This window comes from Streptomyces sp. NPDC017979, assembly GCF_044328175.1.
Lineage (GTDB): Bacteria > Actinomycetota > Actinomycetes > Streptomycetales > Streptomycetaceae > Streptomyces.
The window spans coordinates 184,367-206,018 of the sequence record NZ_JBIRGU010000004.1 but is presented as its reverse complement, the minus strand read 5'-3'; the positions used below and the strand labels follow the sequence as shown (position 1 = coordinate 206,018).

20 protein-coding genes are annotated in these 21,652 nt (G+C 72.7%); 13 read left to right on the top strand and 7 right to left on the bottom strand.

Features of this window, described 5'->3' with window-relative positions; genetic code table 11:
• The first annotated feature begins 1 nt into the window (after nt 1).
• Genes ACH4E8_RS13830 through ACH4E8_RS13800 form a run of 7 tightly spaced genes read left to right on the top strand, consistent with a single transcriptional unit; the run spans nt 2 to nt 7,698 of the window.
• Nucleotides 2-1,027: an NAD-dependent epimerase/dehydratase family protein gene (locus ACH4E8_RS13830; RefSeq protein ID WP_398447644.1), complete on the top strand. Its 1,026-nt coding sequence runs from the start codon at nt 2-4 to the stop codon at nt 1,025-1,027.
• Complete coding sequence (locus tag ACH4E8_RS13825; RefSeq protein WP_398447642.1) at nt 1,015-2,298, top strand: DUF4910 domain-containing protein; 1,284 nt, start codon at nt 1,015-1,017, stop codon at nt 2,296-2,298. Before ACH4E8_RS13830 ends, ACH4E8_RS13825 begins: the two co-directional genes overlap by 13 nt.
• A 5-nt stretch (nt 2,299-2,303) precedes the next feature.
• Nucleotides 2,304-3,614 carry a hypothetical protein gene (locus ACH4E8_RS13820; RefSeq protein ID WP_398447640.1) on the top strand — a complete coding sequence of 437 codons (1,311 nt, stop codon included), beginning with the start codon at nt 2,304-2,306 and terminating at the stop codon, nt 3,612-3,614.
• Nucleotides 3,611-4,567: a glycosyltransferase family 2 protein gene (locus ACH4E8_RS13815; RefSeq protein WP_398447638.1), complete on the top strand. Its 957-nt coding sequence runs from the start codon at nt 3,611-3,613 to the stop codon at nt 4,565-4,567. Before ACH4E8_RS13820 ends, ACH4E8_RS13815 begins: the two co-directional genes overlap by 4 nt.
• Complete coding sequence (locus tag ACH4E8_RS13810; RefSeq protein ID WP_398447636.1) at nt 4,564-5,817, top strand: polysaccharide pyruvyl transferase family protein; 1,254 nt, start codon at nt 4,564-4,566, stop codon at nt 5,815-5,817. The genes ACH4E8_RS13815 and ACH4E8_RS13810 overlap by 4 nt, the downstream gene beginning before the upstream one ends.
• A complete protein-coding gene (gene rfbC, locus ACH4E8_RS13805) occupies nt 5,814-6,365 on the top strand; it encodes a dTDP-4-dehydrorhamnose 3,5-epimerase (RefSeq protein ID WP_398447634.1) in 552 nt (183 codons plus the stop codon). Before ACH4E8_RS13810 ends, rfbC begins: the two co-directional genes overlap by 4 nt.
• A 7-nt stretch (nt 6,366-6,372) precedes the next feature.
• Nucleotides 6,373-7,698 (top strand): glutamate-1-semialdehyde 2,1-aminomutase, encoded by a 1,326-nt coding sequence (locus ACH4E8_RS13800; protein WP_398447632.1) that lies wholly within the window; start codon nt 6,373-6,375, stop codon nt 7,696-7,698.
• Nucleotides 7,699-7,705: 7 nt separating this feature from the next.
• Here ACH4E8_RS13800 and ACH4E8_RS13795 read toward each other — a convergent pair whose 3' ends face one another.
• Nucleotides 7,706-8,362 (bottom strand): phosphatase PAP2 family protein, encoded by a 657-nt coding sequence (locus ACH4E8_RS13795; protein WP_398447630.1) that lies wholly within the window; start codon nt 8,360-8,362, stop codon nt 7,706-7,708.
• Between the two features lie 233 nt (nt 8,363-8,595).
• Here ACH4E8_RS13795 and ACH4E8_RS13790 point away from each other — a divergent pair, with 233 nt between their 5' ends.
• Complete coding sequence (locus tag ACH4E8_RS13790; protein WP_398447628.1) at nt 8,596-9,363, top strand: methyltransferase domain-containing protein; 768 nt, start codon at nt 8,596-8,598, stop codon at nt 9,361-9,363.
• Nucleotides 9,364-9,410: 47 nt separating this feature from the next.
• Here the strand turns inward: ACH4E8_RS13790 and rutA are convergent, their stop codons facing one another.
• Together rutA and gdhA are read right to left on the bottom strand one after the other, a co-directional pair.
• Nucleotides 9,411-10,505, bottom strand: coding sequence for a pyrimidine utilization protein A (gene rutA / locus ACH4E8_RS13785; protein WP_398447626.1), 1,095 nt, complete (start codon nt 10,503-10,505; stop codon nt 9,411-9,413).
• Between the two features lie 159 nt (nt 10,506-10,664).
• Nucleotides 10,665-12,005: an NADP-specific glutamate dehydrogenase gene (gdhA, locus tag ACH4E8_RS13780; protein ID WP_398448295.1), complete on the bottom strand. Its 1,341-nt coding sequence runs from the start codon at nt 12,003-12,005 to the stop codon at nt 10,665-10,667.
• A gap of 299 nt (nt 12,006-12,304) precedes the next feature.
• On the opposite strand from gdhA, the gene ACH4E8_RS13775 reads away from it, so the two are divergent.
• The 3 genes from ACH4E8_RS13775 (at nt 12,305) to ACH4E8_RS13765 (ending at nt 15,416) form a co-directional block, all read left to right on the top strand.
• A complete protein-coding gene (locus ACH4E8_RS13775; protein ID WP_398447624.1) occupies nt 12,305-13,030 on the top strand; it encodes a dienelactone hydrolase family protein in 726 nt (241 codons plus the stop codon).
• A gap of 54 nt (nt 13,031-13,084) precedes the next feature.
• Nucleotides 13,085-13,822 carry a VOC family protein gene (locus ACH4E8_RS13770; protein ID WP_398447622.1) on the top strand — a complete coding sequence of 246 codons (738 nt, stop codon included), beginning with the start codon at nt 13,085-13,087 and terminating at the stop codon, nt 13,820-13,822.
• A 277-nt stretch (nt 13,823-14,099) separates the two neighbouring features.
• Nucleotides 14,100-15,416 carry a flavin-containing monooxygenase gene (locus ACH4E8_RS13765; protein WP_398447620.1) on the top strand — a complete coding sequence of 439 codons (1,317 nt, stop codon included), beginning with the start codon at nt 14,100-14,102 and terminating at the stop codon, nt 15,414-15,416.
• Between the two features lie 271 nt (nt 15,417-15,687).
• Here ACH4E8_RS13765 and ACH4E8_RS13760 read toward each other — a convergent pair whose 3' ends face one another.
• The 3 genes from ACH4E8_RS13760 to ACH4E8_RS13750 form a co-directional block, all read right to left on the bottom strand.
• Complete coding sequence (locus ACH4E8_RS13760) at nt 15,688-17,301, bottom strand: DEAD/DEAH box helicase (protein WP_398447618.1); 1,614 nt, start codon at nt 17,299-17,301, stop codon at nt 15,688-15,690.
• A gap of 89 nt (nt 17,302-17,390) precedes the next feature.
• The gene (locus ACH4E8_RS13755; RefSeq protein ID WP_007502648.1) at nt 17,391-17,594 is read right to left on the bottom strand and encodes a cold-shock protein; all 204 of its coding nucleotides are present in this window, start codon (nt 17,592-17,594) and stop codon (nt 17,391-17,393) included.
• 199 nt (nt 17,595-17,793) lie between these two features.
• The gene (locus ACH4E8_RS13750) at nt 17,794-18,360 is read right to left on the bottom strand and encodes a hypothetical protein (RefSeq protein WP_398447616.1); all 567 of its coding nucleotides are present in this window, start codon (nt 18,358-18,360) and stop codon (nt 17,794-17,796) included.
• 381 nt (nt 18,361-18,741) lie between these two features.
• Here ACH4E8_RS13750 and ACH4E8_RS13745 point away from each other — a divergent pair, with 381 nt between their 5' ends.
• Both ACH4E8_RS13745 and ACH4E8_RS13740 read left to right on the top strand, forming a co-directional pair.
• On the top strand, nt 18,742-19,236 hold the full coding sequence (locus ACH4E8_RS13745) for a DUF1772 domain-containing protein (protein ID WP_398447614.1): 495 nt from the start codon (nt 18,742-18,744) through the stop codon (nt 19,234-19,236).
• Between the two features lie 81 nt (nt 19,237-19,317).
• Complete coding sequence (locus ACH4E8_RS13740; protein ID WP_398447612.1) at nt 19,318-20,514, top strand: damage-control phosphatase ARMT1 family protein; 1,197 nt, start codon at nt 19,318-19,320, stop codon at nt 20,512-20,514.
• An 86-nt stretch (nt 20,515-20,600) separates the two neighbouring features.
• Here ACH4E8_RS13740 and ACH4E8_RS13735 read toward each other — a convergent pair whose 3' ends face one another.
• On the bottom strand, nt 20,601-21,362 hold the full coding sequence (locus ACH4E8_RS13735; protein WP_398447610.1) for a S1 family peptidase: 762 nt from the start codon (nt 21,360-21,362) through the stop codon (nt 20,601-20,603).
• Between the last annotated feature and the right edge of the window lie 290 nt (nt 21,363-21,652).

Here is a 21,652-nt window from a genome sequence, read left to right as displayed (position 1 = left end):
CTTGCGCGTGCTGCTCACCGGACACCAGGGCTACCTGGGCACCGTGATGGCCCCGGTGCTCACCGCCGCCGGCCACGACGTCGTCGGACTCGACTCCGGCCTGTTCGCCGACTGCGTCCTGGGCCCGCCGCCCGTGGACCCGGCGGGCCACCGGGTGGACCTGCGCGACGTCACCGCGGAACACGTCGCCGGGGTGGACGCCGTGATCCACCTCGCCGCGCTCTCCAACGACCCGCTGGGGGCCCTGGCGCCCGACCTCACCTACGACATCAACCACCACGCGTCCGTACGCCTCGCCCGCCTCGCCCGCGACGCCGGAGTGCGGCGCTTCCTGTACGCGTCGACCTGCTCGGTGTACGGCGCCGCCGGCGGCGACGACCTGGTGAGCGAGGACGCCCCGCTGCGCCCCGTCACCCCGTACGCGGAGTCCAAGGTGCGGGTCGAGGACGACCTGCACGCGCTGGCCGACGGCGACTTCAGCCCGGTGTACATGCGCAACGCCACCGCCTTCGGCCACTCGCCCCGGCTGCGCGCCGACATCGTCCTCAACAACCTGGTGGGCCACGCGCTGCTGTCCGGCGAGGTCCTGGTGCTCTCCGACGGCACCCCCTGGCGCCCGCTGGTGCACGCCGAGGACATCGCCCGGGCCTTCACCGCTGCGCTCGACGCACCCCGGGAAGCCGTCCACGACCGGGCGTTCAACATCGGCAGCGAGGCCAACAACGTCACCGTCGCCGAGATCGCCGGGCAGGTCGCCGAGGCCGTCGACGGCTCACGGGTGGTCATCACCGGGGAGACCGGCGCCGACCCCCGCTCGTACCGGGTGGACTTCTCCCGGTTCCGCGCCGCCGTGCCCGGTTTCGACTGCGAGTGGACGGTGCAGCAGGGTGCCGTCGAACTCGCCGACGCCTACCGCAAGCACGGGCTGACCCGCGAGGACTTCGAACGTCGCTTCACCCGGCTGGCCGTGCTGCGCGCCGCCACCGAATCCGACGCCGTCGACGACACCCTGCGGTGGCGCCGATGACCGGGCCGGGCGAGCAGATGCACGCCCTGGTGGAGCGGCTGTACCCGCTGTGCCGCAGCATCACCGGCGACGGCGTCCGCGCCACCTTGGAGATCGTCGACGAGTACGTACCGCTCCAGGTGCACGAGGTGCCGACCGGGACGCAGGTCCTCGACTGGACGGTCCCCAAGGAGTGGAACGTCCGGGACGCCTACGTCGCCGACGCCGCCGGCAACCGGGTCGTCGACTTCGCCGCGTCCAGCCTGCACGTCCTCGGCTACAGCGTCCCCGTGTCGGCGACCATGCCGCTGGCCGAGCTGCGCGGACACCTGCACACCCTGCCGGACCACCCGACCTGGGTGCCCTACCGCACCAGCTACTACCAGCCGCAGTGGGGGTTCTGCCTGGCCCAGGAGACCCTGGACGCGCTGCCGGACGGCGAGTACGAGGTGCGGATCGACTCCACCCTCGCCGACGGCCACCTCACCTACGCCGAGCACGTCGTCCCCGGGCGGGTCCCGGACGAAGTGATCGTCTCCACCCACGTCTGCCACCCCTCGCTGGCCAACGACAACCTCGCCGGCATCGCGGTCGCGACCCACCTGGCCCGGGAGTTGGCGGAGCGCGAGCCCTGGTACACCTACCGGTTCCTGTTCGCCCCCGGCACCATCGGGGCGATCACCTGGCTCGCCCGCAACGCGGAGCGGATCGACCGGGTCAAACACGGGCTGGTGCTGGCCTGCGCCGGCGACCGCGGCGACCTCACGTACAAGAAGAGCCGACGCGGGGACGCGGAGATCGACCGGGTGCTGCGGCACGTGCTGGCCACCTCCGAACGCCCGCACACCATCAAGGAGTTCACCCCCTACGGATACGACGAGCGACAGTTCTGCTCACCCGGTTTCGACCTCGGCGTGGGCTCGCTGAGCCGTACCCCGTACGCCGGCTACCCCGAGTACCACACCTCGGCCGACGATCCGGACTTCGTCTCCCCGGCCGCACTGGCGGACACCCTCGCCGTCTGCCGCGAGGCATGCGCCGTGCTCGACCGCAACCGGCGCTACCTCAACCTCAGCCCCTACGGCGAACCGCAGTTGGGCCGGCGCGGGCTGTACGACTCGCTGGGCGGCCGCAGCGACGCCAAACAGGCCCAGATGGCGATGCTGTGGGTGCTCAACCTCGCCGACGGGCAACACGCCCTGCTGGACGTCGCCGAGCGGTCCGGGCTGCCGTTCGACACCGTCGCGGACGCGGCCGACGCCCTGAGCGCCGCCGGGCTGATCAAGGCGTGACGGCGATGACCACCGGGAAGGAGCAGACGAGCACCGAGGCGGCCGGGGCCGACCGAGCCAGGCCGACCGCCCGACGGGCCGTCGCCGGCCGGCTGTCCTGGGGACTGGCCGACCAGGCGGTGTGCAGCATGACCAACTTCGCGGTGGGGATCTACGTGGCGCGCTCCCTCGGGCTCTCCGCGTTCGGCGCGTTCACCCTGACCTGGGTGACCTACGGCGTGGTGCTCGGCGTCTCCCGGGGGCTCGCCACCGACCCGCTGATGGTCCGCTTCAGCGGGGTGTCGGAGGCGTCCTGGCGGGCGGCGGCGGCCCGGGCGACGGGCACCGCGCTCGGCGTCGGCACCGCCGTCGGCGCGGTCAGCCTCGCCGTCGGACTGGCGCTGGGCGGCAGCGTGGGGCACGCCTTCGCCTGCCTCGGCGTCGTCCTGCCCGCGCTGCTGCTCCAAGACGCCTGGCGGTTCTCGTTCTTCGCCGCCGGCACCGGGCGCAAGGCGTGCGTCAACGACCTCCTGGGGGCCCTCGCGCTCGTCCCCGCCATGGTGCTGGCGGCCCGCGCGGGCAACGTCGCCGCGTTCGTCCTCGCCTGGGGCACCGCCGCCGCGGTCGCCGCGGCGTACGGCTGCCTCCAGTCCGGCATCCGGCCCCGGGCCACCGAAGCACGCGCCTGGCTGCGCGCCCACCGCGACCTCGGCTACCGCTACCTGGTCGAGAACGTCGGCGTCAGCGGCGCGGCCCAACTGCGGGCGTACGGCCTCGGCGCGATCGTCGGCGTCGGCGCGGTGGGCGTGGTCCGGGGCGCCGAACTCCTCCTCGGCCCGTTCCTCGCCGTACTGATGGGGCTGTCCCTGGTCACCGTCGCCGAGGCGGCCCGGGTGCTGCGGCAGGCCCCGCACCGGCTCGGCACGTTCTGCCTGCTGCTCGGCGGCGGGCAGGCCGTCGGCGCACTGCTGTGGGGCGCGGCGCTGCTGCCGGTGCCGGACCGCTTCGGCGAGTTCGTGCTCGGCGACGTCTGGCACGCCGCCGCCGAACTGATCGTGCCCGCCACCCTCGGCGTCGCCGGCGCCGGCCTCGGGGTGGGCGCGGCGGCCGGGCTGCGCGCGCTCGGCGCCGCCCGGCGCAGCCTGCGCTGCCAACTGTTCGCCTCCGCCTGCTACGTCGGCGGCGGACTCGGCGGGGCGGCCGTCGCCGGCACCGTCGGCTCGGCCTGGGGCGTGGCCGCCGCGACGCTCAGCGGCTCCGCCGTGTGGTGGCTGCACCTGCGGTCCGCCCTGCGCGAGCACCACCACAACACCATCCGTGAAGTGAGGACCCCATGACCGGCACTGGTCACCACCCCCGGCTGAGCATCGGTCTGCCGGTGTACAACGGCGAGGAGTACCTCGCCGAATCCCTGGACGCCCTGCTCGGCCAGACCTACGAGGACTTCGAACTGGTCATCTCCGACAACGCGTCGACCGACGGCACCGAGGACATCTGCCGCCGGTACGCCGCCCGGGACCCGCGCATCCGCTACCTCCGGCTGCCCCGGAACATCGGCGCCGCGCCCAACCACAACTACGTCTTCACCGAGTGCCGCGGCGAGCTGTTCAAATGGGCCTCCCACGACGACCTGTACGCCAGGGACCTGCTGCGGGCCTGCGTCGACGCGCTCGACGAGCACCCCGACGTGATCCTCGCCCACACCGGCCAGGCCGTCATCGACGGCGACGGCCGGGTGAAGGTCCCGTACGCGTACGGCCTCGCCACCGACTCGCCGCACGCGCCGGAGCGCTTCCGCAGCCTGCTGTTCGAGCCCGGCGGCGACGACTTCTACGGGGTGATGCGGGCGAACGTGCTGCGCCGGGTGAAGCCGCACGACAGCTACCACCACGCGGACCGCACCTTCGTCGCCGAGATCACCCTGCACGGACGCTTCCACCAGGTGCCGGAGCTGCTGTACTTCCGCCGCGACCACCCCACCCGCGCCGAGCGGGCGAACCCCTCCAAGCGCTCCCGGTGCGTCAACCTGGACCCGCGCCGGGCGGGCCGGCTGCACCCGACGCCCCGACTGCTCGCCGAGTACGTGTGGGGCTTCGTCGCGGCGATCCGGCGCGCGCCGCTGTCCCCGGCCGAACGGCGCGCGTGCCGCCGCCACCTGCTCGCCTGGCTGACCAGCCGGGTCCGCCCGGGCGCCGGCGAGCGCGTCGAGGACCGCGCCCCCGTCGACCCCGGCCGGCTCACCGTCTCCGTGGACGCCCTCGTCGCCGGCCGCGAAGGCAGGCGGGCGTGAAGCCGCCGAACAGGGCGGTGCGCGTCGGAGTGTTCGGCCTGCTCGGCTCCGGGAACCTCGGCAACGACGGATCCTTGGAAGCCGTCCTCGGGTATCTGCGCACCGCGCACCCGGACGCGGCCGTGGACGCCCTGTGCGGCGGACCCGAGGTCGTCGCCGCCCGGTACTCGATCCCCGCGACGCGGCTGCACTGGTACCGCGGCGAGTATCGGACCGCGTCGCGCGTCGGCGCGATCGCCGGCAAGGGCCTGGGCAAGCTCGTCGACGCCTTCCGCACCGCGGCCTGGGTGCGCCGGCACGACGTAGTGATCGTGCCGGGCATGGGCGTCCTGGAGGCCACGCTGCCGCTGCGGCCGTGGGGCTTCCCGTACGCGCTGTTCCTGCTCTGCGCCAGCGGTCGGCTCTTCGGCACCAAGGTCGCGCTGGTCAGCGTGGGCGCCGCGGCGATCGGCAGCAGACCCACCCGGGCCCTGGTGCGCCGCTCCGCGCGGCTGGCCGCCTACCGGTCCTACCGGGACGCGCCGTCCCGTGACGCGATGCGGGCGATGGGCGTGGACACCGCGCACGACGAGGTCTACCCGGACCTCGCCTTCGCGCTGCCGACGCCGGAGGCGGGCGCGCCCGCGGGCCCGTCCGGCACGGTCTGCGTCGGCGTGATGGACTTCCACGGCGGTGACGACGACCGCGCCCGGGCCGAGGAGATCCACCGGCGCTACCTGGCGGGCACGACCCGGTTCGTGCGCGCGCTGGTCGAGGACGGCCGACGGGTGAGGCTGCTCACCGGCGACGAGGTCGACGCTTCGGTGGTCGCCGCGATCCTCCAGGCGGTGGACTCGCCGCTGGTCAGCGCCGCCGAAACGGCTTCCCTGGCCGATCTGATGGCGGAGGCGGCGGCGGCCGACGCGGTGGTGGCGACCCGGTACCACAACCTGGTGTGCGCGCTGAAGGCCGGCACTCCGACGCTCGCGCTGAGCTACGCGGTGAAGAGCGACGCGCTGATGGCCCAGATGGGGCTGGAGGCGTACTGCCACCCCGCCCGCGAGGTCGACGCCGACCGGCTGCTCGAACAGTTCCGGGCGCTCCAGCAGCGGTCCACGGAGCTACGGCGGACCCTCGCCGAGCGGAACGCGGCGGCCGCCCGCCGGCTGGAGCACCAGTTCGCCGCCCTGACCGCGGCCCTGTTCCCGCCGCCCGGCCGCACCGACACCCACCCCGACACCCACGCCCACGCTCTGCGGGAGACCCCATGAAGGCGACCGAAGTCCCGGCGATCGCCGGTGCGTACCTCTTCGAACCGACGCCGTACGCCGACGAACGCGGCTTCTTCTGCCGCACCTTCGACGCCGACGCGGTCCGCTCGATCGGGCTCGACCCGGACGCCTTCGTCCAGGACAGCCTGTCCCGCTCCGTCCGGGGCGTGCTGCGCGGACTGCACCTGCGTTCCGGCGCCGGCGAAGCCAAGCTGGTGCGCTGCTCGTACGGGAAGGTCTTCGACGTCATCGTGGACCTGCGGCCGAACTCCCCGACCTACCTGGGCCGGGCCTCCTTCGAACTGTCCGGCGACACGCAGGTGACGCTGTACGTCCCGGCGGGGTGCGCGCACGGCTTCCAGGCGCTGACCGAGACCGCGGACGTCTCGTACCGGATCGACCGCCCGCACGACCCGGCCGAGGACGTGACGATCGCCTTCGACGACCCTGAGCTGGCCATCGACTGGCCGCTGCCGCCCACCTCGATGTCCCGGCGGGACCGGGGGGCGCCGAGCCTCGCCCAGGTGCTGAAGCAGCAGGAGGACTGAGACCACCGTGGAGAGCGAAGAGTTCAGCCTGCCGCGGTCGCGGGCCGCGAACGAGCGGCTGCACGCCCTGATCCCCGGGGGCGCGCACACCTACGCCAAGGGCGACGACCAGTACCCCGAGGACCTGGCCCCGGTCATCAGCCACGGCCGCGGCGCCCACGTGTGGGACGTCGACGGCAACCGCTACGTCGAGTACGGCTCCGGCCTGCGCTCGGTCAGCCTCGGCCACGCCCACCCGCGCGTCGTCGAGGCGGTCCGGCGCGAACTCGACCGCGGCAGCAACTTCGTGCGGCCCTCCGTCCTGGAGGCGGAGGCCGCGGAACTCCTCCTCGCCACCGTGCCGACCGCCGAGATGGTGAAGTTCGCGAAGAACGGCTCCGACGCCACCACGGCCGCGGTGCGCCTGGCCCGCGCCGTCACCGGCCGCCCCCGGGTGGCCGTCTGCGCCGACCACCCCTTCTTCTCCGTCGACGACTGGTTCATCGCCACCACGCCGATGTCCGCCGGCATTCCGACGACGACCAGCGAACTCACCGTCGCCTTCCCCTACGGGGACCTGGCCGCCACGGAGGAACTCCTCACCCGGTACGCAGGCGAGATCGGCTGTCTGATCCTCGAACCCGCCGCCCACGCCGAACCCCCGCCCGGCTACCTCGCCGGACTGCGCGAACTGGCCGACCGGCACGGCTGCGTCCTGGTCTTCGACGAGATGATCACCGGCTTGCGCTGGTCCGAGGCGGGCGCCCAGGGCCTGTACGGGGTCGTCCCCGACCTCTCCACGTTCGGCAAGGCACTGGGCAACGGGTTCGCCGTCGCCGCCCTGGCCGGCCGCCGCGAACTCATGGAGCGTGGCGGGCTGCGGCACACCGACGACAGGGTCTTCCTGCTGTCCACCACGCACGGCGCGGAGACGCACTCGCTGGCCGCCGCGATGGCCGTGCTCACCACCTACGTCGAAGAGGGCGTCACCGCTCAATTGCACGCCATCGGGGAGCGGTTGGCCGCCGGGGTCCGCGAGGCGGCGGCCGGCGCGGGCGTCGGTGACCACGTCGTCGTACGCGGCCGGGCCAGCAACCTGGTCTTCGCCACCCTCGACGAGAACCGGCAGCCGTCGCAGCCGTACCGCACGCTGTTCCTGCGCCAACTCCTCACGGGCGGGGTGCTCGCGCCGTCGTTCGTGGTGAGCAGCGCGCTCACGGACGCCGACATCGAGCACACCGTCGAGACGGTGGCCCGGGCGTGTGCGGTCTACCGCAAGGCGCTGGACGCGGAGGACCCCACGCCCTGGCTGGGCGGACGACCGGTGAAGCCCGTCTTCCGCCGACTGGCGTGACGCCGGGTCAGCCCGCCTTCCACCGGTCTACCAGCCACCCCGTGGCCGGCACCACCGCCAGGGCGGTGCACCAACCGCCGAGGACGTCGGTCGGGTAGTGAGCGCCCAGGGCGACCTGCGCCCAGCCCATGGCGGCGCCGGCTGCCAGCGCGGCCGCGAGCACCAACAGCGCCCCGGCCCGCGGGCCGAGCCCGATCCGGCCGGCCGCGAGCAGCGCCGCGGTGAGGGCGAACGCGGTCAGGAAGGCGGTGTGCCCGCTCGGATAGGACAGGTTGTCGCCGTGGATGGTGCGTCCCACCAGGGGCTTGAGCAGCTTCGTCGCCGCCACGGCCACACCGGCACCGCCGACGAACTGCACCGCTGCCCGCGGGCTCCGCAGCAGCAGGCAGCCCACTACGGCGGCCCCGACGAGCACCGCCGCTCCGATCGGCTCGCCCAAGAAGTCGATGGCCAGCGCGATGCGCCGGCATGGTGCCCCCGCGTCGTCCACCGCGGGCTGGATCCACGCGTCCACGGCACCGGGCCGGCCGTGGCCCGCGTACCAGCCCCCGACCGCGACGACCACCAGCGCGGCGACCACCGCGACCAGCGCGAGCCCGGCGCGCAGCGCTGGCGGCAGCACCGCGGGCTCCGCCCGGTCGATCACCTGCCCACCGTTTTCCACGGCCCTCTCCCTCCCGAACTCCCTTCGTGCGAAGGCGAATTCACCGTCCCGCTGCGCGTGCGCGCCCGCGATCCTATGCTGACCGGAAGGGGGAGACGACAACGCGGTTTCGCCGTGCGGCGGGCCGTGTCATCGCGTCTGCGGCCCGTCCGTGGCTGCACACCACCACGGCGGGACCGCGACCCCGCTGAAGCAACCCGCACCGGTGGAGACGACCTGGAGGGCCACCCTTCATGAGCGCAGCCGACAGAGCCACATCCGCAGTGAAGTCCGGAGCCAAGCGCCTCCTGGCGCGCACCGGACTCGACATCGTGCGCACCACCCACCGGGGCGGCGTGGACGACTTCATCCCGTTCGAGGCCACGATGCGCGCCGCGCGGGCGGCCGGTCTTTCGGTCGGCGACCACATCGACCAGGTCATGAACGGGACGCCCGGCGCCACCCAGCACACCATCGACGAACTGCGCGCCCTCGGCGTCTACGCCGGTGGGCCGAAGACGGTCCTGGAGATCGGCCCCGGGTCCGGGCGGTACCTGGAGAAGACGCTCAAGGAGTGCACACCGGCCCGCTACGAGATCTACGAGACGGCCGGGCCCTGGGCGAACTACCTGGTGGAGACGTTCGGCGTGGTCGCCCGCCCGACCGAGGGCTCCAGCCTCGCCCCGACGCCGGACGACAGCGTCGACCTCGTCCAGGCCCACAAGGTCTTCAACACCGTGACCTTCCTCTGCGCCGCCCGCTACTTCTTCGAGATGGCGCGCGTCGCGCGCCCCGGCGGGCGGATCGTCTTCGACGTCATGACGGAGGAGTGCCTGGACCCGGACGCGGTGCGCACCTGGGCGATCAAGGGCGGCACGGGCCACGGCTCCTACCCGGCCCCCCTGCCCCGCGGCACCTGCGTCGACCTCTTCGCCACCCTCGGCTGCACCCTCCAGGGCAGCTTCCTGGCACCCTTGGGCGTCGGCTCCACGGAGGTGCTCGTCTTCGGGAAGGACGTCTGACGCGCCGTGCGTCCCGGGACGCACGGCGACGAGGCGCGCGCTGTCCCTCAGCTCTTCCTGGAGTTCTTCCTGGACGCAGCGGTGCGGGACTTCATGAGCGGCTGAATGCGGGTGCCGAAGTCCTCCATGCCCTCGATGAATTCGTCGAAGACGAGGATGACGCCCTTGACGCCGTTGACCTCGCTGATCTGGTCGAGCATCCGCGCGACGGACTCGTAGGAGCCCACCAGCGTTCCCATGTTGAGGTTCACGGCGCCCTCGGGCAGCGCCACGATTCGTGCGGTCGACGCGTCCCCGGCCACCCGGTCCGCCGCCGTCTGCTCCGTCACGTACCCGAGGGCAGTGAGGTCGGCGTTGTCGTGGTAGTCCCGCCACTTCGCTTGCGCCGCTGCGTCCGTATCGGCCGCGATGACCATGAAGAGCGCGAGCGCACCGACGTCGCGGCCCGTCGCCCGCGTCTGTTCGGCGAGCACGGCGGTGGAGCGGGCGAGCGCCAGGGGAGTGTTGACCCCGCTGCCCAGGATGAAGTTCGCGTCGGCGTGTTCGGCGGCGAACTTCATCCCCGTACCGCTCTGCCCCGCGGCGAGGACGTCGATGTGCCCGTTCGCCGGGCGCGGCGACAGCACGCAGCCGTCCATCTGGTAGAAGTCGCCCGTGAAGTCGCTGCTGCCGTCGCTCCACAACTGCCGTAACACGGTGACGTATTCGGCGGCGCGCGCGTAGCGGTTGGCGAAGTGCTCGTCCCCGGGCCACAGCCCCATCTGCGCGTACTCGGCCGGGGCCCAGCCCGTGACGATGTTGACGCCGGCCCGGCCCGGGGCGATCGCGTCGACGGTCACCGCCATCCGGGCGGCGACCGCCGGGGGCAGGGCCAGGACGGGGACGGACGCGTACAGCCTGATCCGCTCCGTCACCGAAGCCAGGGCCGCCGTCAGGGTGAACGAGTCCAGGCAGTGGTCCCAGAACCCCGTCTCACCACCGAAGCCCTTGAACTTGATCATCGACAGGGCGAAGTCCAAGCCGTGCTCCTCGGCCCGCTGCGCGACGGTCTTGTTCAGTTCGAAGGTCGGCATGTACTGCGGAGAACTCTTCGAGATGAGCCAGCCGTTGTTGCCGATGGGGAGGAAGACCCCGATCTCCATACCGCTCTCCTCAGCGCCGGGCGGGCGGCCCCGGGCCGCTCACCGCCGATTCCGTGCGGCGATCCTCCCCGTGTCGCACGGTGGCGCAAACGACGGCGGTGCCCCTTCGTTCCGCCGGCAGCCGGACCGGTGCCGCGGCTGCCGGAGTCGCCCGCGGCGTCAGATCACGCCCTGCGCCAGCATCGCGTCCGCCACCCGCTCGAAGCCCGCGATGTTCGCGCCCGTCACGTAGTCGCCGGGGGCGCCGTAGCGCTCGGCGGTCTCGTGGCAGGTGGCGTGGATGTCGTTCATGATGAGCGTCAACTCGTCCTCGACCCGCTGCGCCGACCAGGACGTACGGGCGTGGTTCTGCGCCATCTCCAGCGCGCTGACCGCGACGCCGCCCGCGTTGGCCGCCTTGCCGGGGCCGAAGGCGACACCCGCCTGCTGGAAGAGTTGGACGGCCGCGGGCGTCGTCGGCATGTTCGCGCCCTCGGAGACCGCCTTCACGCCGTTGCGGACCAGCGTGGCCGCGGCCTTCTCGTCCAACTCGTTCTGCGTGGCGGACGGCAGCGCGACGTCGGCGGGGACGTCCCACACGCTGCCGCCGGGCACGAAGCGGGCCGAAGCGCCCCGACGCTCGGCGTACGCGTCGACGCGGCCCCGCTCGACCTCCTTGACCTGCTTGAGCAGCTCAAGGTCGATGCCCTTCTCGTCCACGACGTAGCCGGAGGAGTCCGAGCAGGTCACGGGGTTGGCACCGAGGGCGTGCAGCTTCTCGATGGTGTGGATGGCGACGTTGCCGGCGCCCGAGACCACCGCCGTCTGCCCCTCCAGGTCCTCACCGCGCTCCAGCAGCATCGCCCCGGCGAACAGCACGTTGCCGTAGCCGGTCGCCTCCGGGCGGATCAGCGAGCCGCCCCAGCCGCTGCCCTTGCCGGTGAGGACCCCGGCCTCCCAGCGGTTGGTGATGCGCCGGTACTGGCCGAAGAGGTAACCGATCTCCCGGCCGCCGACGCCGATGTCACCCGCCGGCACGTCGGTGTGCTCGCCGATGTGCCGGTACAGCTCCGTCATGAAGGACTGACAGAACCGCATGACCTCGGCGTCGCTGCGCCCGTGCGGGTCGAAGTCGCTGCCGCCCTTGCCGCCCCCGATGCCGAGACCGGTCAGCGCGTTCTTGAAGATCTGCTCGAAGCCGAGGAACTTGACGACGCCGAGGTTGACCGACGGATGGAAGCGCAGACCGCCCTTGTACGGACCGAGCGCACTGTTGAACTCGACCCGGAAACCCCGGTTGACCCGCACCCGTCCGCGGTCGTCCTGCCACGGAACCCGGAAGATGACCTGCCGCTCCGGCTCGCACAGCCGCTCGACGAGACCCGCCTCGGCGAACTCGGGGCGCGCCGCGAGCACCGGCGCCAGGGTCTCCAGGACCTCGTGCGCCGCCTGGTGGAACTCGGGTTGGGCGGGGTTGCGCCGCTCGATGTCGGCCAGGATGTCGCCGAGGGTGTGCTGCATGTCGGAACGCGTCGTCACGGAATGCCTTTCTGGCGCGGCCGTCACCGGATCCGGCGCGCCTGCGGCGCACCCGGGCCCGGCCCGTCGATGAGCGCTCGGCGCCATTGCCGCACGCGGGGGCAAAGTAAGTGTGACGCCCATATAAACACCTTGACCAGCCCCCGGGGTCGGGTACCCGCCATGTGAGACCCCGGCCCGCACCGCGCCCCTCGCACCGCGTCCGCCGCGCCGCCGACGCCGCCGTCTGCTGATGGTGAACACCCGCCCGACCAGGCGCGACGGCCATTACAGTGCGGTTCATGACGACGGTCACCACGCGTACGGTCGAATACCAGGCCGACGGCCTCACGATGATCGGGCACCTCGCGCTGCCCGCCGGTGCCGACCGCCGGCCCGCGGTCCTGATCGGCCCCGAGGGCCTGGGGCTCAGCGACGTCGAACGTCGCCGGGCCGACGCCCTGGCCGAGTCGGGGTACGCGGCGTTGGCCTTCGACCTCCACGGCGGGCGCTATCTGAGCGACCCCGAAGAGATGCTGGCCCGCTGCCTGCCGCTGCTCGCCGACCCCGACCGGATGCGCGCCATCGGCCTCGCCGCGCTCGACGTGCTGCGTGCCGAACCGCGCACCGACCCGGACCGGATCGCCGCCGTCGGCTACGGCACCGGGGGAGCGATCGCGGTCGAACTCGGTCGCCACGGCGTCGACCTGCGCGCCATCGGCACGGTCAACGGACTGACCACGGGCCGCCCGGGGGAAGCGGCCGGCATCCGCTGCCCGGTGTGGGCCGGGGTCGGCTCGGAGGACCCGATCATGCCGCCCGCGGTGCGGGCGGCGTTCACCGCCGAGATGCAGGCCGCGGGCGTCGACTGGCGTCTCACGGTCTACGGCGGAGCCCTGCACGCCTTCCACCACCCGCCGGTCGACCACACCGTCCTCCCCGGCGTCGGCCACCACCCCCGGCACGCGGAGCGGGCCTGGCGCGACGTCGTCGACCTGCTCGCCGAGTGCCTGCCCGTCAAGGAGTGACGGCGCCCCGGAAATGCAGATGAATCCCCGTGCCCGCGGACCTAACATCGCGACATGTCGACGCGACTCGTTCAAATTGCGATGAAGGCCGAAGACGACTCCGTGACCGGCAGGTTCTGGGCGGAGGTGCTCGGCTGGGGCATCGACATCGAGGAACCCGGGGTGATCAACCTGGAACCCGAAGGCGTTCCCTACCCCGACCCCAGCACGGTCTTCATCGACGTCATGCGCGTCCCCGACCCCAAGACGGTGAAGAACCGGGTGCACATCGACCTCGCCACCACCTCGCCGGACCACCGGGCGGAGTTGGTCGAGCGCGTCAAGGCGCTCGGTGCCAGGCCCGTGGACGTGGGCCAGGGCGACGTGCCGTGGACGGTGCTCGCCGACCCCGAGGGCAACGAGTTCTGCGTGTTGGAGCCCCGGGAGCTCTACCGGGACACCGGACCGATGGCCGCGGTCGTGGTCGACTGCTTCGACGCCCGGACCATGGCCCGGTTCTGGGGCGAGGCGATGGACTGGACGGTGCACGAGCTGACCGACGACCGCGCCCTGCTGCGCTCCTCGACGGGCACCGGCCCGTATCTGGAGTTCTTCCGCACGCCCGATGCGAAGACCGGACCGAACCGCATCCACTTCGACCTGCGGCCCTACCCCGGCGACGACCAACCGGCGGAGGTGGCGCGGCTGCGGGCGCTGGGCGCCACCGACATCGACGTGGGCCAGGGCGACGTGCCGTGGACGGTGCTCGCCGACCCGGAGGGCAACGAGTTCTGCGTCCTCTCCCCGCGCTGAACCCGACCGCACCGTCCCCGAGTCCTACGAAGGCGCCGCTCGCCGGGTGGACCGGGCCGACGGACGTACGACGGCCGGCTGCCCGCGGCCGCGTTTTCGTCACACGGCCGGCGTGACGTTCGCGTGCCGAGCACGGCGCTCGGACCAGGCACCCCGAGGTGAAGCGCGCCAGCCCCGCCGCCCGCTGCCCTTGAGTTGACATCAAGCGAACTTCAGCAGGGAGGATCCGAACCGGGTCGACCCCCGGTTGCGTGTCCACTCGGCGAAGGGCTTGATCATGGCAGCAGTCGATTACTCGGAGACCGTCGTCATCGGCGCCGGCCAGCAGGGGTGCGGGGTCGCCGCGTCCTTGCAGGAGCTGGGCCGGGAGTCGATCGTGGTGGAGCGGGGGGAGATCGGCCAGTCCTGGGCGCACGAGCGGTGGGACAGCCTGCTCGTCGGCAGCGGCAACCGATCGGTCCGCTTCCCCGGCTGGGAGTACGACGGCGACGACCCCGACGGCTTCATGCCGGGACGCGAGCTCGCCGGCCATCTGCGCAGCTACGCGCAGCAGCGGAAGCTGCGGGTGCTGCGGCACACCACCGTCCACGAGGTCGAGTGCCTCCCGGACGCCGCCGAGCGCGACGACGTGCGGTTCAGGACCCACCTGGGCGGCGGGGGAGTCATCGAGTCCCGCAACCTCGTCGCCGCGCTCGGCGGCTACGCGGCGCCCCGCGTCCCCCGTCTCGCCTCCGACGTGGACCCCGCCGTCACCCAGGTGCACACGCACGACTACCGCAACCCCGCGGCCCTGCCGCCGGGAGCCGTGCTGGTGGTGGGTGCCGGGATCAGCGGGCAGCAGATCGGCGACGAACTCGTGAGCGCCGGCCGCCGCGTGTTCCTGTCCGTCGGCCGACACCACGCCTGGCCGCACCACCACCGCGGCCGCAGCCTCCACGAGTGGATGCACGTCTTCGCGCTGCACGAGGAGTACGACCGGGCGGCCGCCTTCGACGGCGAAGGCGCGGGCGCCGGCGCGCTGCCGGGCCTCCCCGTCGCAGCGACGGTGCAGGACGGCGGCAGCGACCTCAACCTCGGCACCCTGGCCGCGCGGGGAGTCGTGCTCGTCGGCTCCGTACGCGCGGCCGACGGCCGGATCCTCCGGCTGAAGGACAACGTCGTCGCCGTCGCCGAGGCGTCCGCCCGCTCGTACCGCCACATCGTCGACACCATCGACGCCGGCATAAGGGACCGCGGCTTCCCGGTCTCCGCGCAGCGGCCCGCCCCCGGCGTCGACATGGCGCAGATCGCCCCGTACCCGACCGTGCTCGACCTCGGACGCCACGGCATCACGACCATCGTGTGGTGCACCGGATTCGGACCCGACTACCGGATCCTGCCGGCCCGGGTGCTCGACGCCGACGGGGCGCCCCGCCAACGCAACGGCGTCCTCGGCGCGCTCCCCGGCCTGTACTACGCGGGGCTCCCCGACGGGAACTCCCTCTCCGCGGTGGCCATTTCCGCCAGCGTCACCAACGGGCGGTCCATCGCCCGCCAGATCCACGCCGACCACGTCCTACGCTCCGGCTCGACGGCATCGGTCATCACGCCCTAGTGGTGCTGTGACCGGAAGGGTTCACCGGCTCGTGGCGCCCGGCACGGCACTCCCGCTATGCCCTGCGGGCACGGTGGTGCCCCAGGCTGCGTTGTCGCATCACCCGAGTACGTCCAGTACGCGGGAGATCCTCCGCCTTGCGATGCACCGCACCGGACACCGCGAGCCACCCGGCAGACCTTTCCGGTCACAGCACTGGTCGTGTTGCCCGGAGCGGCCGGGGCCGCTCCGGATCGTGCCGGGGCCCCGGCCCTGACGGGTCTTCCCGCCGTCAGGCAGTGCGCGGCGGAGTGCCGCCGCCCCGCGAGCCCGAGCGGGAGGAGCCGCCGCCCCCGGAGGGCCGACGGCCACCGCGCCGGCGGCCGCCGTCACGGCCGGCCGCGCCCGTCGTGTTGCCGCTCGCCCCGCGGGGCCTCGGCGTACGGGCGGCACCGCGCCCCTCGGACGCGGACGGAGCGTCCACCGCTCCGCTCGCTGCGCCGGCCGCGGCCCCCGTGCCGCCGCCGCGGCGCCGGCGCCCGGAGCGCTTGCCGGGCTCGGCACCGGGCTTCCGGTTCGAGCGGCCCGTCTTCGGCGGCGTGGGCTGCGGCACCTCGATGGTGACGGCGACGCCGGACGGCTCGCGCGCACCGGTGATGGCGGCCAGCTCCGGCGCGCTGGAGGTGACGCGGGCCGTACGGGGCCGGATGCCGGCGTCCGACATCAACCGGCTGACGTCCCGCTTCTGGTCGGGCAGGACCAGGGTGACCACGCTGCCCGAGTCACCGGCCCGGGCGGTGCGCCCGCCCCGGTGCAGATAGTCCTTGTGGTCGGTGGGCGGATCGACGTTCACGACCAGGTCGAGGTCGTCGACGTGTATGCCGCGGGCGGCGACGTTCGTCGCCACCAACGCGGTGACCTGCCCGTTCTTGAACTGCTCCAGGGTGCGGTTGCGCTGCGGCTGGGAGCGGCCGCCGTGCAGCGCCGCCGCGCGGACGCCCGCGGCGAGCAGCCGCTTGGCGAGCCGGTCGGCGGACCTCTTGGTGTCCAGGAAGAGGATGACCCGGCCGTCGCGGGCCGCGATGCGCGCCGTGACGGCCTTCTTCTCGGTCTCGTCCTGGACGTGCAGCACGTGGTGCTCCATCGTGGTCACCGCGCCCGCGGACGGGTCCACGGAGTGCACCACGGGGTCGGTCAGGAAGCGCCGCACCAAACGGTCGATGTTGTGGTCCAAGGTGGCCGAGAACAGCAGGCGCTGTCCGTCCGGCCGCACCTGCTGGACCAGCTTGGTGATCTGCGGGAGGAAGCCCATGTCGGTCATCTGGTCGGCTTCGTCCAGCACGGTGATCCGCACCTCGGACAGCACGCAGTCCCCGCGCTCCACCAGGTCGTTCAGCCGACCGGGCGTCGCCACCAGGACCTCGGCGCCCCGGCGGAGCGCCCCGGCCTGCTTGGTGATCGACAGGCCGCCGACCGCGGTCGCCAGTCGGACGCCCACGGCGCTCGCGTAGGGGCTCAGCGCGTCCGCCACCTGCTGGGCGAGTTCACGGGTCGGCACCAGCACGAGGGCGAGCGGCGTCTTGGACTTCGCGCGGACACCGGTCGTCCGGGCGATGAGCGCCAGCCCGAACGCGAGCGTCTTGCCGGACCCGGTCCGGCCGCGGCCCAGCACGTCACGGCCGGCCAGCGAGTTCGGCAGCGTGGCGGCCTGGATGGGGAAGGGGGTGCTCACGCCCTGTGCGGTGAGCGTCTCCAGCAGCTCCGCTGGCATGTCCAGACCGGCGAAATCCGCGACGGCGGGAAGCGCGGGTGTCGTTCCCTCCGGCAGCCGGAATTCCTTGGACGGCGATGCGGACGGCCGCGCGGACGAGCTGCGGCGATGGGATTTCGGGGGCCTGAGGGACATGCGGTTTGGTTTGCCTTCCTGGAAACAGCGCTCACCGGGGTCCGCACCGTGATGGTGCGGACCCCGGTGAGTCGATGAGCGTCCGGCGATCAGGCGGGGACGATGTTCTCCGCCTGCGGGCCCTTCTGGCCCTGCGTGACGTCGAAGGAGACCCGCTGGCCCTCCTGGAGCTCACGGAAGCCCTGCGTCGCGATGTTCGAGTAGTGGGCGAAGACGTCCGGGCCGCCGCCGTCCTGCTCGATGAATCCGAAACCCTTTTCGGAGTTGAACCACTTCACGGTTCCCTGTGCCATGACATTCTCCCTTAGTAGGCAGAGGCCCCATCCGGAAAATGCCGGAAACAAATAATGCGCCTGCAGGAGAGAAATATTCCCGTCAGGCGCACATAGGTTCATGGGTACCAAAACTGCAACTTGAAGATCATAGCACACCGTGCCGGGACCCCTCCGGTGTGACGTCGCACTCACCGGGGGTGCGACCTGCGCCGCGGCTTCAGCCGCCGCTGCCGGGGGAGCGCGCGCCGTCGCGGAACGCTTGGAGGCCGGCGTCGAAGGAGACCGCCGAGCCCACGAAGAGCGTCGTCTCGTCGGGGGCGACGTAGATCTTGCCGCCGCCGCGGACGGCGTGCACCAGACAGACGCCGAGCCCGTCGGGGAGCTCGACGACGTCCAGCACCGGGGCGTCCGCGAACCGGGCGAAGAGAGCGCGGCCGACCTCGACCAGCCTGGCCTCGTCGGGGCCGGGGGAGTGCCGGGCCGCCTCGGGGACGATCACCGGCGTCATCGCCCTGATCTTGTCGAAGTTCGGCGTGAACAGGTCCGCGCGGACCGCGCCGGTGCGCTTGTCGATGAAGATCGCGGTGTTGTCCACCCGGCCGTACGCCGCCTGCCCGTCGACGAAGAACTCCCGAGCGCCCCAGGCCGGCAGGTAGTCCGTGGCGTCCTCGTACCACTCGGGTGCGATGTGCAACTCGCCCGCGATCGGCGGCGGGTGCTCGGCGAAGTACGTCACGAGCAGGTTCCTGGCTTCGTCGGGGGTCAGTTCGCTGGGGCGCGGCATGACGCCAATCTCGCACACGCGCACGATGGAACGGGAGGCGTCGACCGCTGTTCCGCCCGACGGGAGGCGTCGCCCCCGTTCCGCTCGATGGATTACGGTTCCCCCGAACGGCAGCGATATTCCGAGATGCCCGGGACGGGTGCGTCCCCCTCTTCTGCGGCTTCCGAGAGTCCCTGCGCTTTATGCGACAGATGATGCTCCGGAGGACGGCATGCCCATTTCCCCGACGGTGGTCCGATTCGCGGTTGCCGCGACACGGCCGGGACGCGGCCCCCGCCTCCCCCTCTCCGTCGCTCGGAGCCGTCGCGTACACGGGTGACCCCGCGCACCGACGCACGTCCCGCCCCTTCACACCCCTTCACCACGTCACGGAGTCCCACCATGGGTGCATTCCGCCTGGTCTCCCTGCTCGTCGCCACCGGGTCGACCGGTCTCGTCGCGGGAATCGTGCTCGCCTATGCCAATTCGGTCATGCCCGGCCTTGCGAAGGCCGACGACCGCACGTTCGTCGACGCCGCGCAGCGCCTGAACACCGCCATTCACAATCCGCTGTTCATGGCCGTGTCGAACGCGGCCCTGCTGTGCACCGCGCTGGCCGCGGGCCTCCATCTGCCCGCGGACCACCGCGACGTGCTGCCGTGGACGGGGGCCGCCCTCGTCCTGTACGCGGTCACGCTGGTGGTCACCCTCGCGGTGAACGTCCCCCTCAACCATGCGCTCATCGCGGCCGGCGACCCCGACGGCGTCCCCGACCTGGCCGCCGTGCGCGAACGCTTCGAGGCGCGCTGGAACCGGATGAACGCCCTGCGCACCGCCACCACCGTCGCGGCCTTCTGCTGCCTGTTGGGGGCGCTGGCAGTGCGCACGTACTCCTGAGCCCGCCCGCGTACCCGTGCGGCCGGCGCCGCGGTGTGGAGATCATGGGCTGGTCAGCGAGGAGCGAAAGGCTGGGACACCATGACCGAGCAGAACCCACCGCCCCCCGGCAGCACGGCCGGCGCACCGGTCGTCCGGGGCGATGAGCCGGGTTCGTTCGCCCGGGGAGTGCTGGCCGAGCGGCACCCCGCCCTGATCCGGCAGGTCCGTGACGCCTTTCCGTACGGCCGCCGGCAGCAGGACGCGCTCGACGCCCTGGTGACCGAGGCCACCGAAGGCGTCGTCGAGCCGCTGGCCCCCGGGGAGTACGACGCCGAGCGCTGGGCGCAATGGGGGCGTGGCCACTTCGGGCGGTCCTGGTACGACGCGCCGTTCCTCTGGTCCGAGAGCTACTTCTACCGCAGGCTGCTCGGCGCGGTCGGATACTTCGACGCCGGGGCCTGGCGGGGGATCGACCCCTTCGCGCCGTTCAAGCAGGCCGAACTGCGGGGCGACGCGGTGGCCGAGGAGCTACGGGCGCTGGACGCGCTCGTCGACGCGCCGGCCGACGAGCGGGCGGCGGCCCTGCTCGGCGCCTCGCTCTGGGGCAACCGGGCTGACCTCGGCTTCCTGGTCTCGGCGGGAGGGCGGGCCGCCGGCGCCGCCGACACTGCACTGGTCGCCGACGACGGCGCCCTGCTGTGGCGGCTCCTGCCGGCCGGGGCCGGCGCGCGCGTCGCCGTGGTGGCGGACAACGCGGGACGCGAACTGATCCCCGACCTCGTCCTCATCGACCACCTGCTGGCACACCGGCACGCGGCGCGGGTGGTGCTCCACGTCAAGCCCTACCCGTACTACGTCTCCGACGCGATGACGGCCGACGTCGTCGACTGCCTGCGGCGCCTTCGCCGGGCGCCCGGTGAGGCCGGCCGGATCGGTGACCGGCTGTGGCGCGCCACCGCGGCGGGCGGCCTGGAGGTCCGTACCCACGCCTTCTTCTGCGCCCCGCTGCCGTACGAGGAGATGCCCGACGACCTGCGCGAGGAGTTCACGGGTGGAGCCCTCACGATCCTGAAGGGGGACCTCAACTACCGCCGGCTGGTGGGTGACCGGCTGTGGGACGCGACGACGCCGTTCGCCGAGCGCACCGCCAGCTTCCCGGGGGCCGTCGCCGCGCTGCGGACGCTGAAGTCCGACGTCGTCGTCGGCCTGGAGCCGGGGAAGCTGGCCGCCCTCGAAGCCTCGGGTGCCGCCTGGCGCACGAGCGGTACGCACGCACTGATCCAGGTCCGGCCGTGACCGGTGGGCGCGGAGCGTCGCTGCCGTGACGGGTGGGGCCCGGCCCAGGCGCCTGGGCCGGGCCCCACCTTGAGTCAGGAGTCGGGTCAGACGCCGGCGATCGACTGGACCCAGGAGCGGTACGCCGTCACGTTCGTGTACGCCGTCATGGTCTGCCGGTCGCTGGTGGAGGCGACGCCGACCTGGATGCCGTTGGCCATCATCGGGCCGCCCGAGTCGCCGCCCGCGGTGATGCCGTCGCCGCGCCGGGCACAGATCGCGGAGCCGTTGTAGGCGTCGCGGCAGCCGCCGGTCACCACGACGTTGGCGACCTTCAGATAGCGGGACTGGCAGTTGATCTCGGAGCCGCACTGGGACGTGGCGCCCCAGCCGTACACCTGCACGGTCTGGTTCACCGAGACCGAGCCGGGCTGCCCGAGGCGGGCGTAGGTCGCCGAGACCGAGCGGTCGAGCTTGACCAGCGACAGGTCGGAGGAGGCGTGGTTGTAGACGCCGGACGCGTTCGCCACGGTGCCGCCGCTGCTCTGGTCGAGGCTGCCGATGCGGAACGACAGTCCGCCGCCGGTGACGCAGTGCTTCGCGGTGAGGATCCAGGTGGGCGCGATGATCGTGGCGCTGCACGTCTGCCGGCCGTTGGAGAACAGTCGGGCCGCCCAGGGCGCGTCGCTCGCGTAGCCGCCGCCGATGATCGGCAGGGCCTTGGTGCCGATGTCGCCGCTCGGCGCGCTCTGGACGGCCGGTGCCGGTGCCGGTGCCGGTGCCGGTGATTGGGCCGCGGCGGTGGGGGCGAGGGCGACTACGGAGAGCGCGGCGGTCGCGAGCGCGGGTATGAGTCGGGTGATACGCACGTGGTCTTCTCCATCGTGTGGGGGGTGGAGCCCTGCGGGGGTGCGCAGGAGTGAGTGGACGCGACAAGGGGTTACTTGTTGCGTCCATGTCATGTGGGGCTGCGGAGAATCTGGCAGACGCGGCGCCGTCGGCACAAGAGGGCGGCACGGACGACTTGAGGGACGGGCCGGTGAACCCGCCCTCGACGGGCGGCAGACGGCCGGCACGACCTGCGCACGGACGTCCGCGGCGAGCGCCCACCGACCGGAGCACAAGCCTCCGTAACCCCGCTAAACCCCGTGCGACCTGC

What these genes read in the sequence shown, in the direction of transcription:
- ACH4E8_RS13820 (WP_398447640.1), top strand. Translation starts at nt 2,304, where the DNA reads ATGACCACCGGGAAGGAGCAGACGAGCACCGAGGCGGCCGGGGCCGAC.
- ACH4E8_RS13815 (WP_398447638.1), top strand. Translation starts at nt 3,611, where the DNA reads ATGACCGGCACTGGTCACCACCCCCGGCTGAGCATCGGTCTGCCGGTG.
- rfbC (WP_398447634.1), top strand. Translation starts at nt 5,814, where the DNA reads ATGAAGGCGACCGAAGTCCCGGCGATCGCCGGTGCGTACCTCTTCGAA.
- ACH4E8_RS13790 (WP_398447628.1), top strand. Translation starts at nt 8,596, where the DNA reads ATGAGCGCAGCCGACAGAGCCACATCCGCAGTGAAGTCCGGAGCCAAG.
- rutA (WP_398447626.1), bottom strand. Translation starts at nt 10,505, where the DNA reads ATGGAGATCGGGGTCTTCCTCCCCATCGGCAACAACGGCTGGCTCATC.
- gdhA (WP_398448295.1), bottom strand. Translation starts at nt 12,005, where the DNA reads ATGCAGCACACCCTCGGCGACATCCTGGCCGACATCGAGCGGCGCAAC.
- ACH4E8_RS13775 (WP_398447624.1), top strand. Translation starts at nt 12,305, where the DNA reads ATGACGACGGTCACCACGCGTACGGTCGAATACCAGGCCGACGGCCTC.
- ACH4E8_RS13770 (WP_398447622.1), top strand. Translation starts at nt 13,085, where the DNA reads ATGTCGACGCGACTCGTTCAAATTGCGATGAAGGCCGAAGACGACTCC.
- ACH4E8_RS13765 (WP_398447620.1), top strand. Translation starts at nt 14,100, where the DNA reads ATGGCAGCAGTCGATTACTCGGAGACCGTCGTCATCGGCGCCGGCCAG.
- ACH4E8_RS13760 (WP_398447618.1), bottom strand. Translation starts at nt 17,301, where the DNA reads ATGTCCCTCAGGCCCCCGAAATCCCATCGCCGCAGCTCGTCCGCGCGG.
- ACH4E8_RS13755 (WP_007502648.1), bottom strand. Translation starts at nt 17,594, where the DNA reads ATGGCACAGGGAACCGTGAAGTGGTTCAACTCCGAAAAGGGTTTCGGA.
- ACH4E8_RS13750 (WP_398447616.1), bottom strand. Translation starts at nt 18,360, where the DNA reads ATGCCGCGCCCCAGCGAACTGACCCCCGACGAAGCCAGGAACCTGCTC.
- ACH4E8_RS13745 (WP_398447614.1), top strand. Translation starts at nt 18,742, where the DNA reads ATGGGTGCATTCCGCCTGGTCTCCCTGCTCGTCGCCACCGGGTCGACC.
- ACH4E8_RS13740 (WP_398447612.1), top strand. Translation starts at nt 19,318, where the DNA reads ATGACCGAGCAGAACCCACCGCCCCCCGGCAGCACGGCCGGCGCACCG.